Source organism: Chthonomonas sp. (genome assembly GCA_016788425.1).
Classification (GTDB): Bacteria; Armatimonadota; Fimbriimonadia; order Fimbriimonadales; family Fimbriimonadaceae; genus JAEURQ01.
Genome location: JAEURQ010000003.1, coordinates 399,238 through 412,582 on the forward strand (window position 1 = coordinate 399,238; position 13,345 = coordinate 412,582).

11 protein-coding genes and 1 tRNA gene are annotated in these 13,345 nt (G+C 59.7%); 6 read left to right on the forward strand and 6 right to left on the reverse strand.

The window, feature by feature from the left end; translation table 11 throughout:
• The first annotated feature begins 146 nt into the window (after window positions 1-146).
• A complete protein-coding gene (locus tag JNJ45_09210) occupies window positions 147-1,313 on the forward strand; it encodes an RtcB family protein (protein ID MBL8048847.1) in 1,167 nt (388 codons plus the stop codon).
• On the opposite strand, the gene JNJ45_09215 is transcribed toward JNJ45_09210, so the two are convergent.
• Together JNJ45_09215 and JNJ45_09220 are read right to left on the reverse strand one after the other, a co-directional pair.
• Window positions 1,310-2,149: a deoxyribonuclease IV gene (locus JNJ45_09215; GenBank protein ID MBL8048848.1), complete on the reverse strand. Its 840-nt coding sequence runs from the start codon at window positions 2,147-2,149 to the stop codon at window positions 1,310-1,312. The two genes, JNJ45_09210 and JNJ45_09215, sit on opposite strands and share 4 nt — an antisense overlap.
• Window positions 2,146-3,096, reverse strand: coding sequence for a Gfo/Idh/MocA family oxidoreductase (locus JNJ45_09220; GenBank protein ID MBL8048849.1), 951 nt, complete (start codon window positions 3,094-3,096; stop codon window positions 2,146-2,148). The genes JNJ45_09215 and JNJ45_09220 overlap by 4 nt, the downstream gene beginning before the upstream one ends.
• Before the next feature lie 132 nt (window positions 3,097-3,228).
• Here JNJ45_09220 and ftsZ point away from each other — a divergent pair, with 132 nt between their 5' ends.
• Window positions 3,229-4,380 carry a cell division protein FtsZ gene (gene ftsZ, locus JNJ45_09225; GenBank protein ID MBL8048850.1) on the forward strand — a complete coding sequence of 384 codons (1,152 nt, stop codon included), beginning with the start codon at window positions 3,229-3,231 and terminating at the stop codon, window positions 4,378-4,380.
• A gap of 75 nt (window positions 4,381-4,455) precedes the next feature.
• Here the strand turns inward: ftsZ and JNJ45_09230 are convergent, their stop codons facing one another.
• Together JNJ45_09230 and JNJ45_09235 are read right to left on the reverse strand one after the other, a co-directional pair.
• Entirely contained in the window at window positions 4,456-5,598 is a 1,143-nt protein-coding gene (locus JNJ45_09230) for a GNAT family N-acetyltransferase (GenBank protein MBL8048851.1), read from the reverse strand.
• A gap of 16 nt (window positions 5,599-5,614) precedes the next feature.
• Window positions 5,615-7,171, reverse strand: coding sequence for a menaquinone biosynthesis decarboxylase (locus JNJ45_09235; GenBank protein MBL8048852.1), 1,557 nt, complete (start codon window positions 7,169-7,171; stop codon window positions 5,615-5,617).
• 256 nt (window positions 7,172-7,427) lie between these two features.
• Between JNJ45_09235 and JNJ45_09240 the strand changes: the two genes are divergently transcribed.
• From JNJ45_09240 to JNJ45_09255, 4 genes are all read left to right on the forward strand, one after another.
• Entirely contained in the window at window positions 7,428-8,225 is a 798-nt protein-coding gene (locus JNJ45_09240) for a hypothetical protein (protein ID MBL8048853.1), read from the forward strand.
• Window positions 8,222-9,142: a PEP-CTERM sorting domain-containing protein gene (locus tag JNJ45_09245; protein ID MBL8048854.1), complete on the forward strand. Its 921-nt coding sequence runs from the start codon at window positions 8,222-8,224 to the stop codon at window positions 9,140-9,142. The genes JNJ45_09240 and JNJ45_09245 overlap by 4 nt, the downstream gene beginning before the upstream one ends.
• 377 nt (window positions 9,143-9,519) lie before the next feature.
• The gene (locus tag JNJ45_09250; protein MBL8048855.1) at window positions 9,520-10,296 is read left to right on the forward strand and encodes a hypothetical protein; all 777 of its coding nucleotides are present in this window, start codon (window positions 9,520-9,522) and stop codon (window positions 10,294-10,296) included.
• The gene (locus JNJ45_09255; protein MBL8048856.1) at window positions 10,293-11,225 is read left to right on the forward strand and encodes a PEP-CTERM sorting domain-containing protein; all 933 of its coding nucleotides are present in this window, start codon (window positions 10,293-10,295) and stop codon (window positions 11,223-11,225) included. The genes JNJ45_09250 and JNJ45_09255 overlap by 4 nt, the downstream gene beginning before the upstream one ends.
• 271 nt (window positions 11,226-11,496) lie before the next feature.
• Here the strand turns inward: JNJ45_09255 and JNJ45_09260 are convergent.
• Window positions 11,497-11,582: transfer RNA gene (locus JNJ45_09260), tRNA-Ser, on the reverse strand.
• An 18-nt stretch (window positions 11,583-11,600) separates the two neighbouring features.
• Window positions 11,601-13,313, reverse strand: coding sequence for a protein kinase (locus JNJ45_09265; GenBank protein ID MBL8048857.1), 1,713 nt, complete (start codon window positions 13,311-13,313; stop codon window positions 11,601-11,603).
• Window positions 13,314-13,345 lie beyond the last annotated feature (32 nt).

A 13,345-nucleotide genomic window follows, 5' to 3' on the forward strand; every position in this document is an offset into this window, starting at 1 on the left:
TTTCTATGGCGGCACTACCATGCCGACCATCTGGACGCGCGTCTAGCACCTCGATAAATCTAGCAAATTCGAGATTGGGCTCGCGCCGCAAAGCGAGCCCAATCTCTTTTTGCGTGCGCCTTCCCATCTCCTCAACAGGAAAACCAATGCACAACTATGATGGAATACCCGTTTGGGGAGAGCCAGTCCAAGAAGGAGCTCTCACCCAGATCAGAACAATTGCTCAAGAGGCCGACCGAGTCGCCCTCATGGCGGACCACCACGTCGGCTATTCGATGCCGATCGGTGGGGTCGCCGCGTACAAGAACCACATCTCGCCCAGTGGCGTGGGTTACGACATTGCCTGCGGCAATAAAGCTGTACTGACCGACATGACCGGCGTCGAACTTCGCCGCCGGTTGACCAAGTTCATGGACGAGATCGAGGCGAAAATCAGCTTCGGGATCGGTCGCGCCAACCAGGAGGTGGTGGACCATGAACTGTTCGACGACCCGCTTTGGTCAAGCGAGGTTCTCGCCGGCCACAAGGCGAAAGCCCAGGCGCAACTCGGCACCGTGGGAAGCGGAAACCGTTACGTGGACCTCTTCACTGACGAGGCCGATCGCGTGTGGGTCGGCGTGCACTTCGGTTCGCGCGGACTTGGCCACCACATTGCCACTTGGCACCTGAAGGCGGCGGGGGCGCGCACCGGAATGCACGACCCCGCTTGCTTGCTGGAAGTCGGCTCCGAACTGGGCGACAGCTACTTGGCGCACATGCGTCTGGGTGGGGAATATGCCTATGCCGGGCGTGACTGGGTGTGCGGCAAGGTGGCCCGCATCTTGGGTGCGCACATTCTGGAGGAGGTTCATAACCACCACAACTTCGCGTGGCGAGAAACCCACGACGGCGAGGACTTTTGGGTCATCCGCAAGGGGGCAACGCCCGCCTTTCCGGGCCAAAAGGGCTTTGTCGGCGGATCCATGGGCGACATCTCCGTGATTCTGGAGGGGGTTGAGCACGAGTATTCGTCGCTGGCCATGTACTCGACCGTCCACGGAGCCGGTCGCGTGATGTCGCGCACGGAAGCCGCGGGCAAAAAGAAGGGAATGAAGCGCATGGGAGGCGCGGTGACCGTGCGAATGATGGAAGCCTGGCTCGCCGAACAGAAAGTGATGCTTCGCGGCGGCGGGACGGACGAATCGCCGCACTGCTACAAGCGACTGCCCGAGGTGCTCAAGCTGCACAGTAAGACCGTGCGGATTCTGCACACTCTCACTCCGGTGGGCGTGCTGATGGCGCCCGCCAAGACCTATGACCCCTATAAGGATTAAGCTCGAAGGTCTCTTAGTCGTTGTAAATTGACGCCGTGCATGGTCTCGGCGTCAGGGGTTTCGAGAACGATCATCGTCTGCTCGAGCCGCGGATCGTTGACGAGGCAGCGGAACGCTTCGGGCCCAATCTCGCCGTCGCCGATGGCTTCGTGCCGGTCCACGCGGCTGCCGTATTTCTTTTTGGAATCGTTGCAGTGGACGCATTTGAGCTTGTCGAAGCCAAGCAGACGCTCGAATTCGGCCATGGATGCCTCGTAGGTTTCTGGCGTACGGATGTCGTACCCGGCGGCGAAGATGTGGCAGGTATCTAGGCAAATGCCCAGGCGCGCCGGGTTGCCGAGTAGCTCCATCACCAGCGCCCAATGCTCAAAACGGTAGCCCAAGTCGCGGCCCTGGCCGGCGGTCGTCTCCATCAGCAGCATCACGCTGTCGGGGGTTTCGCCGAGCACGCGCCGGGTGTTTTCGGCGATGGTCGCCAGGGCGGGCGCGGCGTCGCGACCGGACCCCATGTGGCTGACGCAATAGGGAATCTCGAGCAAGGCACAACGGGTGAGCTCGCCGACCAGAAAGTTGATGGACTTCTCCTGGTTTTCCGGAATCTCGGAGCTGAGGTCCACCAGGTAACTATCGTGCGACACGTACGCCTGAATCGGGCTGACGGCCTTGCGCGCATGCCACTTTTGCAGCACCTCGTCGGTCAGCGGACGGGCAGCCCACTGCCTCGGGCTGGTCGTGAACACTTGTACAGCGGTGCAGCCGATGGCTTCGGCGCGGTCGAAGGCGGTGACCAAGCCTCCGGCGGTCGGGACGTGCGCGCCGAGCAGTTGCGCGCTCATCGGGCAGTCGCCATGGCCGAAGTCAGGTTGGCGTAGGCCATCTCCGCGACGCGGGTGGCGGCCAGACCATCCTCGCCGGTGCACCGCGGCGCGCCGCCCTCGGCGATGCATCGCAAGAAGTCTTTCACCATAAGGTCATCTAAGTTGGCGCCGTAACTATCCATTCGGTGGGATGGCTTGGTGTCGGAGTAAACGTCGATGCCCGGGCCGAACAAATCCACTTCAATCACCCCCTCGGTGCCGACGATGTTGAGCGTGACATCGCCCCACGTGCGGTAGCTGCTGGTGCGCGACCACGACGCATCGAGCGTGGCGAAGACCCCGCTTGGGTAGTTCATCGTGATCATGGCGGTGTCCTCCACCGCGCCTTGCCGAAGGTTGTTGCCGACCGTGGCGGCCACGCTGGTCGGCTCTTCGCCGAGCAAGCGCCGAAGCAAATCGGCGACGTGAACCGAATGGTCAAGTAACGCGCCGCCGCCACTTTGGGCGGGGTCCATAAACCAGCCGCCGGGGCAGGTGCCGCGATTGGTCGCGCAGACGGCTTTGAGCGTCCCGATTTCGCCGCGCTGAACCCGCGCCAACGCGCGCTCAAACGCCGGAGAATAAGGGCAGGGGAACGCCGTCATCAGCACGCGATCCGCCTGCTTGGCGGCGGCGATCATCGCCTCCGCGTCGGCTATGGTGGGCGCCAGCGGCTTCTCGCAGAGCACGTGCTTGCCCTGCGCAAACGCGGCCAAAGCGATCGCGCGGTGCGAGACGTTGTTGCCGGCAATGACAACCGCGTCGCACGCATCCAAAAGTGCGTCGAGGCTCGCGAACACGGTTTCGCCGCGACCGAAATCTCCGCCGTCTTCGTCCCAAAACCCGATGTACGCGTCACCCAGGCAAGCGCGGTAACTGCCCGCATGGACGTGGCTCACTCCGGCCAAACCAACTCGAACTGACATGCCGCCAGTCTACTCACTCATCCGGGGTTTTCCACTTTTCCACAGGTTTTCTCCATATGGTTAAGAAATGGCAGCGCCAAACAAACCACGCTCGGCGTCCAGACATTTACACCAATTCTACGGAAGGTGTGCATGGATCAAGGAGTGAACGTGAAACCAGAAAGTCTTTTCGACAATCAGGCCAATATCAAGGTCATCGGCGTGGGTGGCGCTGGTGGCAACGCTGTTAACCGAATGGTGGAAGTCGGCGTGGCCGGCGTCACGTTCGTTTCGCTCAACACCGACGAGCAAGCCCTCGAGGCGAGTCGGGCCAACATCCGCATGCAACTGGGCACGGGCGTGACCCGCGGCTTGGGTGCAGGCGGCGACCCCGAAATCGGGCAGCGCGCGGCCAAGGAAAGCGAAAAGGAAATCGCCGAGCTGCTCGCCGGCACCGACATGGTGTTTATCACCGCCGGCATGGGCGGCGGCACGGGCACGGGTGGCGCCCCGGTTGTCGCGCAAATCGCGCGCAGCCTCGACATTCTCACCGTCGGGGTGGTGACCAAACCATTTTTGTTTGAAGGTCCGCGCCGCAAGCGCCAAGCCGAAGAAGGTGCCGCGCGACTCCGCGAGCACGTGGACACGCTCATCACGGTGCCCAACGACAAGCTTGTTCAGTTTGTCGAAAAGAAGACCACGATGCAGGCCGCGTTTAAGGCCGCCGACGATGTGCTGCGGCAAGGCGTCCAGGGCATCAGCGACATCATTTATCTGCCGGGCCTCATCAACGTGGACTTTGCCGACGTGCGCAGCGTGCTCAAGGAAGCCGGCGTGGCGCTCATGGGGATGGGTCGCGGCATCGGCGAGCAACGCGCTCGATTGGCGGCTCAAGCGGCGGTCAGCAGCCCGCTCATCGAAACCAATGTCGAGGGCGCGACCAAGCTGCTGGTGAACATCACCGCCGGACGCGACTTTACGATCGGCGAGGCTCACGACGCGATGGAATACATCATGCAGTTTGCCGACCCCGAGGAAGCCGAGGTTTACATGGGTCAGGTCACCCGCGACGGGCAGGAAGGCGAGGTTTACATCACGCTGCTGGCCGCGGGCATGCCGGAAAACGCGCGCGCCGCCGCGCGACCGAACGCCGTCTTTACGAACACGGTGCCGACGGATCGCCCGGGCGTGGTTGCCCCGCAACCGTCGACCCCGCAACCGACCATGCCGCAGGACATTGCGCTGGACGAAGTAGACGTTGACATTCCCGCCTTCCTTCGCCGCCAAAAGTTCGGCATGAACTAAAGAGAACGACTTAGAAGCATAACGCTACGTACTGGTCCAACACTCGCCCCGGCCACCCCGGGGCATTTTTTTGCCTCAGAAAAAGTCAGGACACAGCGTCGGCGTCGGAGAAAGCAACCGCTCGGCTTCCGCGATCCGCTCCGGTCGATGAACCTGGATAAGCCCCAACTCGGCGAATTCGCGTAGGCTCGGCTGACCGAGAAAGGCGGGCGAAAGCTGGCGGATGTCGAGCGAGAAATCGGGATCGCTTCCCGGCTCAATCGTCACGCCCGCGGGCGAGAAGTTGACTCGCCATGTGCCCGCGTTGTCAGGCAGGAGATCGTCGGTGAGAGCAAAGCAGAAACTGCCAGACTCGTTCGTTTGCAGCCGACCAAAGGTGCGAGGCACGTCCAAAACTCGCCACATGGTTAAACGGTCGTACGAGACTTTGACGTTACTATCCAAATGGTGAATAACGAACGGACTCAGGCTGGATTCGCGCCAGGATATCGCCCCGCGATTGATGCCGAGCGTGCGCAGAAAGCCGAGCGCCGACTCGTAGCCTTCACGCGTGGCGTAGATGAGTTCGCCGACCGTGAGGTCGTCCCAAAACATTCCTTCCAGGCTCGTCCAAAGATAGGCTTGCGCGGGTTCGCCAAAGGCATAAATCATCGGCGGAGTTTCGCCGAGGCGGCGCTGCCAGTTGTCAGCGGAGCGAAGGTTCACCCCGCTGTGCCGACGCGCGTAGGGAACCAGCGCGGAATCCAAGTCGGCCACATTCTCGGGCGCAATGCGTCGCACAGGCAACGTCATGGGCAAGTCGGGCATGCGGTCGCGCGGACATTCGATCATCACGCGCACGCCGGCGGTCGCGTAGCCAAATTTGCCGTAGTAGGTCTCGCGGAACGGATAAAGGCACGCGAGGTCGTAGCCGCGATCGCGCATGGCGGCCAGCGACCAGCGCATCATGGCCGAGCCGAGCCCGCCATGCCGCGCCTCGGGCAACACGCCCACCGCGGCCACGCCCGCGCAAGGCAAGGTCGCGGCGCGCCGCGAAACCTGCATGTCCATCACCAAAAATCCCGCGCCAACCCGGCCATCCACCAGGCCGATCGCGCCGATTTCGTCCGGCTTGAGCTGCGGCGGATCGACGGGTTTGCCGCGGCGATACACGTCGGCCAGCACCAACAATAGCGCATCCAAATCGGCTTGCGATTCTTGCCAACGAAATTCGACCATGGGCAGAATCTACCCGCTAGCCAAGTCCGAGCTTTTCCCAGATCGAATCAATTCGCGAAACCACGTCCGGCGACATCTTGATGAGCTTGGGAAAGTCGCGGTTAAAGCCGTTTTCGCCGGGCCATTTGTGAGTGCAATCGAACCCGATTTTGCCGCCGAACCCCTCAATCTGCGCCGCGTGATCGAGCTGATCAATCGGTCCGCGCGAGTGCAGCACGTCGCGGCCCGGGTCGCAGTTCGCTCCTAAGCGAAAGAGCACTTCGCCGATATCTTGCACGTTGCAATCCTCGTCGAAAATGAACACCATTTTGGTAAAGCTAAGCTGCCCCAGCCCCCAAATCGCGTTCATCACCTTGTATGCGTGGCCGGCGTACTTTTTCTTTATCGAGACAAACGCGACGTTGTGGAAGCAGGCGTCCACGGGCAGGTTCATGTCCACAATTTCGGGCACGGTCAGCTGAATCAGCGGCATAAAAATGCGTTCCACCGCCTTGCCCATCCAGCCATCTTCCATCGGCGGCACGCCGACAATCGTCGCGGGCCAAACGGGGCTTTTGCGCATGGTCACGGCGGTCACGTGCAGCACCGGGAAGTCGCCCGCCAGTGAGTAGTAGCCAGTGTGGTCGCCAAACGGCCCTTCCAGGCGGCGCTCGCCCGGGTCCACGTAGCCTTCAATCACCATCTCGGCGTCGGCCGGCACCTGCACGTCCACGGTTTTGCACTTCACCGTCCGCACGTTTTCGCGCCGCAAGAACCCGGCGAACAGCATCTCATCGATCCCGGGTGGCAACGGCGAGATCGCGCAGAAGTTGTAAACCGGGTCGCCGCCCAGCACCACCGCGACCTCGAAGCGTTTGCGCCCAGCGGCCCCGGCGTCTTCCATTTGGCGCATGCCGGTTTTGTGAATCTGCCAGTGCATGCCGCACGTGTTCTTGTCGTACAACTGCACGCGGTACATGCCCACATTGCGCTTGCCCGTGTTGGGGTCGTGCGTAAAAACCAGCGGCAGCGTGACATAGGGGCCGCCATCCTCCGGCCAGCAGGTGAGAATCGGAAACTGGGTCAGGTCCACCTCGTCGCCCAGCATCACAATCTCCTGGCAAATGCCGGTGGAGACCTCCTTGGGGCCGACGGTTTTTACCTCGCCGAGCGCATCCAGCCCGAACCGAATTTTCTCGCCGATAGACTTGGGCATGTTGCCGGGCGCTTGCAACAGCTTGCGCAGGCGGTCGGCGTGCTCCTCAAAGTCGTCGCAGCTCAGCGCCATGGCCATGCGTTTGCGCGAGGCCATGGTGTTGATGGCCACCGGAGTTTCGTATTTGTGCGCGCCGGTGGGGGCGCTGGCCGGGTGGATGCTCGGCTGGTTCATCACGGCGCTGTGGGGGTTCGGCGTGCCGCAGCGATGCGGCGGTCCCACAACGTTGTTGAACAGCAGCGCCGGGCCGCCCGCCTTGACCACGCGATCGGCGATTTCGGTGATTTCGAGATAGGGACTGATCGGTTCCGAAATCACGCGCAGCTCGTTGGCGCGGGTGAGCGCATCGAGGAAGTGTTGGTAGTCGCGGTAGGCCATGTCGTGCTCCTAGATTCTACGCGGGTGGGGTGGGGTTCGGCTTGCGGATAGGGTGTTTGGGTTTCTTGGGGTCGCGAGTTTGGCTCAGCGAGTTTTGCACAGGCACTCAGCTTTCAGCTCAGCGCCAGCACTAGCCGCGTCGGGGCGGGAGGACGACGCGAGCCCCGCGAGCAAGTCCGGGGGAGTGGCCGTGGGCCGACGCGGCTGAAACTTGGTCATCGATTTTCGCCAGATGTGGCTTATACTGTGTGTTCAGGTGGATTTCGCCTACGATTTGTGTCTCATGAGGAACTTGGAAATTGCGCTGAAGACGAATTCTCTCAACGAGGGGAGTGGGCTTTGGCAGATGAAGCAAGAGCTAAACACGTTCTTTACTGGAACTGAGCCAGCGAGTAGCTTCTCGAGCGACCGTGTCATGCGCGGCCATGTGGAGTTGTGGGCGGGGGACGGGCTTCAGCACGCGATCCCGACGGATTCGCACCCGAAGGATTTGAGTGCGCATTATCTTTACGTTTGGCACCCGGACATGGGTGGGTACGTCGCGGCTGATCCAGAGGATCCGCCCAATCCACCTCCTACGAAGTTCTCCTACCGGACGCTGCTGGATAAGGAGGGCCGGTTTGCCGTGAAGCTGCCGACGACTTGGGCCTATGTGTTCGTCCGCACAGAGCAATCGCTGTGGCGCAAGGTCGGCTTTGTGGTACGCGGCCCTGGTGGGCTCACTGATGAGTCGCGAGTCTTCCTTCCTTGGCAGGATATCAATGCATGGCAGACTCTAAAACTGGCCTACGGCGACATGGATGAAGATAATGTCATTGAGAACTTCTATCCTGAAGATCACGTTGGAGGCTGGATGAATTCGGCCGCAACCGACTTGAATCAATACGATGCCAGAATTGACGCAGTCGTTAGACTTATTACTGGTTCCCAAGAACAGAGCATCAATTACTATCATCTCGGCGTTGATCTTAACCGTAATCGAAGGATTGAAGATGATGATTATCAGATTCTTGCAAAATATCCCAATGGAAACATCGCAGGAGCCACTCCATGAAAGTGATTGTTCAGTTAGTGGCGTTGACGTTTGTGGTGCAGTCTGCTGCCACCACCCGTGATTTTCGCTTTTACTTATCTTACGGCGATCAACAACTCGTAGATCTGGCAAGGTCAGCTGGGGCCGACCCACATGCTGTGATTGGCAGCGAGATTCCGGCTAACTCTGGTCTTAGGGTCCCGTCAATGTCACAATTCAAGGTAAGGCTTGGCGTCCAGCATATTGACAACGGATTTGGGCCCGCGTATGCCCAGACCCTCTACAACTTTATTGCATATGATCAAGCGAGCTTGACAAATGTTAGCTATACCACTGCCCCACCTCTGGACCAGTTTTCATTCCGCAAGATATCACCGGTGTTTACGGGAGCTGGGCAGTTATTCCAAAACCTTAGCAACTATCGCCAAGCCATTGTCTATGATTTGAACAGAAATACCGTTGATGGCAACTCCGACGGAGTACCTGACGTAGCTACATACCGCTCTACCTCCGGCAACGGGGTCGGAGCGTACATATCGGGAAACGACGATCCTCGACAAGTGAGACCCGTTGGAGCTTCCTACGCGATACGGCCTTATTATGTTTTGCCTAGTGGTATTTCCGGAAACGGTTGGTTCAAAATTCAGCCTGGCGAAAGAATCGATATTTGCGACATTAGTTATAACAATTCGTTGCAAGTTAATGAAAGCTACGGTTCGCAACCAGGTGAGACTGGATTGCTCCTTCACACGACTAACGCATCTCAAACAGGTTATGGAAACAATCTTGGTTATCGACGCACATCTGGCGTAGACCTCGAAGAATGGCACAATTTTGGCGCGAAGTACACCCTTATCGGGGCTGCGCCTGTGCCAGAGCCGGGGGGGATGGTGGGCTTGCTCGCTGGACTCGGGATGTTGATTCGCCGTCGCCGCTAGCTCCGCTCCGACCCAACCCCGCGCAAAGCGTTCTGAACCCACCTTCCGCCGCGTCGGCCCACGGCCACTCCCCCAGACTCGCTCGCGGGGCTCGCGTCGTCCTCCCGCCCCGACGCGGCTGCGGCCAGCCCTGATAGGAGCAAAGTGGATGGCGAAAGTGCCCAAGCCGGACTCGCTCGCGGGGCTCGCGTCATCCTCCCGCTCCGACGCGGCTGAGACTGGCGCTAATGAGAATTTAAGTGGTTTGCCGGAGCTGAGCCGCTCCCTGGGCTCGCGTCGCCCTCCCGCTTCGACGCGGCGGAAAGTTAGTCATCGATTTTCACCAAATGTGGCTTATACTGTGTGCTCAGGCGGATTTCGCCTACGATTTGTGTCTCATGAGGAACTTGGAAACTGCGCTGAAGACGAATTCTCTCAACGAGGGGAGTGGGCTTTGGCAGATGAAGCAAGAGCTAAACACGTTCTTTACTGGTACTGAGCCAGCGAGTAGCTTCTCAGGCGACCGCGTGATGCGTGGGAACGTTGTCTGGCGCACGGGCGAGGGCCTTGACGATCCATTGCCGTCCCAGTCGGATCCGGGCGACAAGAGTTCGCACTACTTCTATGTATGGCACCCGGACATGGGTGGTCCGCTTGGAACTGGTCTAAACCCGCCGACGCGGTATTCCTACCGCACTCTGCTCGACAAGGGTGGTCGCTTTGCGGTGAAACTCCCAACCTCGTGGGCGTATGTATTCGTCCGAACCGAGCAGTCGTTGTGGCGGAAAGTCGGTTTTTCCGGACGCGGACCTGGTGGGACGAATAGTCCGCCTCCGGGTGAGTCGCGTACGTACTTACCTTGGCTAAATATCAATGCGTGGCAACCGCTGGAACTGGCCTACGGAGATATGGATGAAAACAATGAGATCAAGAACTCATCCACATCTGGTCATCCGGACGGATGGATGAATGCTTCAGCTACGGACCTTGATCAATGGAAGGCTAGGGATACTGCAAGCGTTAAGCTTGTCACCCCTTTTGGGAAATTGGCGATCAACTACTACCACCTTGGCGTCGATCTAAATCGAGACCTTAGCGTTGATAGTTATGATTTTCAGGCACTCGACAAGTACCCCGCCAACCCTGCTCAGCCAATCTATGGAGCCCGGCAATGAAGCTGTCAAGGCTGATCATCATTGGAACTTTGTCGCTCGCATTGTTACCAGAGATAACATTGGGCCAAAGGCAGTTTAGGTACTTCCTCACATATCAAGACTCGCAGCTGGTGCAATTGGCTCGTGGTAGCGGTTACGATCCTGATGCGGAGTTAGGGGCGGAGATCCCATCGAATGTTCCACTCTCTGTTCCATCGATGTCCTCGTTCACCGTGGGGTTGTCAATGCAGTATGTTGCAAATGGCTTTGGGTCGCTGTTTTTGAAAGGGTTCCGGAACTACGTGGTTTACGATCGAGCTAACGGTGATAATGGCGCCTACTTATCGGCGGTACCGCTAGATGAGCACTCCTTCCGTAAAGTTTCGCCAGTCTACACCGGAATAAGCCAACTCTCTCAGAACTTGAGCAACTTTGGATCTGGAGTAGTTTATGATTTACATGGAAATACAGTGGATATAAACGGTGATGGCATGCCCGACGTTGCAACGTATTCTGGAAGTGTTGCGCGTGGAGTAGGCGCATATGTAGCGGGCAACGATAATGCGGTGCAGATTCGGGGCGTTGGAACTTCATACTTTATGACACCTGACTATGACCTTATGAATGGATTTATCGGTTCAGGATGGTTCAAAATTCTTCCAGGCGCGACTCTTCATTTCTGTAATGCGACGTACACTAACACACTCGGTATTGGCGAAACGTATGGTAATGGAGGTGGGGAGACGGGCTTGCATCTGTACACCACCGGTGGGGAGCAAACTGGCTATGCCAACAACATGGGATTTCTCCGGAACGTTGACGACTATCCCGAAGCTTGGCAGAATATTGGTGCGAAGTACACCCTCATCGGGGCTGCGCCTGTGCCCGAGCCGGGGGTGATGGTGGGCTTGCTCGCTGGACTTGCGATGTTGATTCGTCGTCGCCGGTAAGTCGCCTGCGACTCAACCCCGCGCAACGCGTTCTGAACCCACCTTCCGCCGCGTCGGCCCACGGCCACTCCCCCGGACTCGCTCGCGGGGCTCGCGTCGTCCTCCCGCCCCGACGCGGCTGAGACTGGCGCTATGGAGGAGTGAGATCGTTTGCGAAGTCAGGGCTGTACCGGACTCGCTCGCAGGGCTCCCGTCCCGTCGCAACTGCGCGTGACCCCGAGCGCGGCGACACTAAACAAAATAACAGCCCCGTCGCTAAAACAAAATGGACTGGCGGAGAGAGAGGGATTCGAACCCCCGGTGGTTGCCCACAACGGTTTTCAAGACCGCCGCATTAAACCGCTCTGCCATCTCTCCGAACCGCAGGCAAGTATATCAGTTTCCCCCGAGAGCCGCGTGAATCCGCTGCTCGACTTCGGAGTTCGGCGTGGCATATTCGCGCGCTCGATTCAAGTAGTCTTGCTGCTCGCTAAGGCTGCCCATAAGGCGGGCACGCTCGGAGGCGTTAAAATAGGCCCCCGCCACCGCGTCGCGGTACCCACTGTTGCCGCCCGATAGCTGCATGGCCTGCTTCCACTGCGCGGCCGATTGGTCGTAGAGCAGCGACGCCTGGTGCCCGTCGGTGGTGCGCCGCGCGGCCTCGGAATACAAACTACCCAGGTTGGTGTAGAGCAACGCGTTGTCTTTGTCGTACGAAATCGCGCGCGAAAAATCGGCCTCGGCCAGTTCCAAGCGACCTTGTTGTTGCCACACTTTGCCGCGCTGTTCGTAAAGCGCAGCGAGATCACCCATGGCGTCGCTTATCAGCGCCTTGTCGGTGAGTTGCTTGAGCTTTTCCTCGCCGATGCGCACCTTGTCATCCAGCGTGGTGCCGGGATTGCCCGAGCCGACCATGTCGCGGATGGACATTTCCTTTTTGCGGACGCGGTCGCGCTCAATCACGTTGCTGATTTCGCGGATGCCGACAAACACCAGCGCAAACAGTGAACCCACCAACAGCGAGATCACCGCGAGCCGACGGAAGAAGAGCCGCGTTTCGGGCGCAAAGAGCGGTTGCCGCGGAGGCGGCGGATAGTAAACCGGAAGCGGATTGGGGGCGCCGGGGTTGTAGTTTTGTCCGTAGGTTGGGGCCGGCTGGTTCGGATTCTGGCCGTATGGGGTGCCGAACACCGGGCCCACCGGCGCGCCTTGCGGCGGCATGGGATTGTAGGCGTACGATGGCGGGGACGGAGCCGGCGTCGGGATGGGCATGGCCGGCGGCGCGACGGGCGTCGGGCGGTTGGCGTTGGCGAGCGCGGCGATCATTTCGCCGGCATCGGCAAAGCGCATGCTCGGCTGCTTTTGGAGCGAGCGCTGCACAACGGCCCACATGGGGTCGGACATTTGCGCGGGCCGGGCGGGGTGCGCGTGGACAATGGCGTGCGTAATCGCGACGATGCTGTCGCCGGGAAACGGCTTTTGCCCGGTGATCATCTCGTACAGCAAAATGCCGACGCTAAACACGTCGCTGCGGCAGTCAATCTCCTTGCCCGTCACCTGCTCGGGGCTCATGTAGCTGGGCGTGCCAAAGACTTGCCCGTCCATGGTCAGGTTCGGCTCAAAGGTCAGGCGCGCGATGCCAAAGTCGGTGATCTTGACCCGTCCGGATTCGGTCAGCTGGATGTTGTCGGGCTTAATATCGCGGTGAATGACGCCATGGCGGTGGGCGAATTCCAACCCCTCCAAAATCTCGGTGGCGGTTTTCACCGCGCGGGCGATGTCCATAAAGCCGCGCGTGTCAATCTCGTTGCGCAGGGTGTGGCCGTCCAAAAATTCCATCGCCATGTAGTGGCGATCGCCCTCCATGCCGACCTCGTAGACGGTCATGAGGTTGGGGTGGGCCAGGGACCCGGCGGCCTTTACTTCGCGCTGAAATCGGCGGATGCGCTCGTCGCGTTGGGTCGTGGAGCTTCCGTGCGGAATCGCCAGCTCCTTGAGCGCGACGCGACGATTCATCAGGGGATCGTACGCCTCGTAAACAATGTCGTTGGAGCGCGCGATTTCCCGGATGATCTGATACTTGCCGAGGGTGGCGGGCGTCGAGCTCATCTTGGTCTTGCTGTACTTACGTTATCGGTGAC

Bases quoted from the DNA above. Each gene is read 5' to 3' on its own strand.
- JNJ45_09210 (MBL8048847.1), top strand. From the start codon at position 147: ATGCACAACTATGATGGAATACCCGTTTGGGGAGAGCCAGTCCAAGAA.
- JNJ45_09215 (MBL8048848.1), bottom strand. From the start codon at position 2,149: ATGAGCGCGCAACTGCTCGGCGCGCACGTCCCGACCGCCGGAGGCTTG.
- JNJ45_09220 (MBL8048849.1), bottom strand. From the start codon at position 3,096: ATGTCAGTTCGAGTTGGTTTGGCCGGAGTGAGCCACGTCCATGCGGGC.
- ftsZ (MBL8048850.1), top strand. From the start codon at position 3,229: ATGGATCAAGGAGTGAACGTGAAACCAGAAAGTCTTTTCGACAATCAG.
- JNJ45_09230 (MBL8048851.1), bottom strand. From the start codon at position 5,598: ATGGTCGAATTTCGTTGGCAAGAATCGCAAGCCGATTTGGATGCGCTA.
- JNJ45_09235 (MBL8048852.1), bottom strand. From the start codon at position 7,171: ATGGCCTACCGCGACTACCAACACTTCCTCGATGCGCTCACCCGCGCC.
- JNJ45_09245 (MBL8048854.1), top strand. From the start codon at position 8,222: ATGAAAGTGATTGTTCAGTTAGTGGCGTTGACGTTTGTGGTGCAGTCT.
- JNJ45_09250 (MBL8048855.1), top strand. From the start codon at position 9,520: ATGAGGAACTTGGAAACTGCGCTGAAGACGAATTCTCTCAACGAGGGG.
- JNJ45_09255 (MBL8048856.1), top strand. From the start codon at position 10,293: ATGAAGCTGTCAAGGCTGATCATCATTGGAACTTTGTCGCTCGCATTG.
- JNJ45_09265 (MBL8048857.1), bottom strand. From the start codon at position 13,313: ATGAGCTCGACGCCCGCCACCCTCGGCAAGTATCAGATCATCCGGGAA.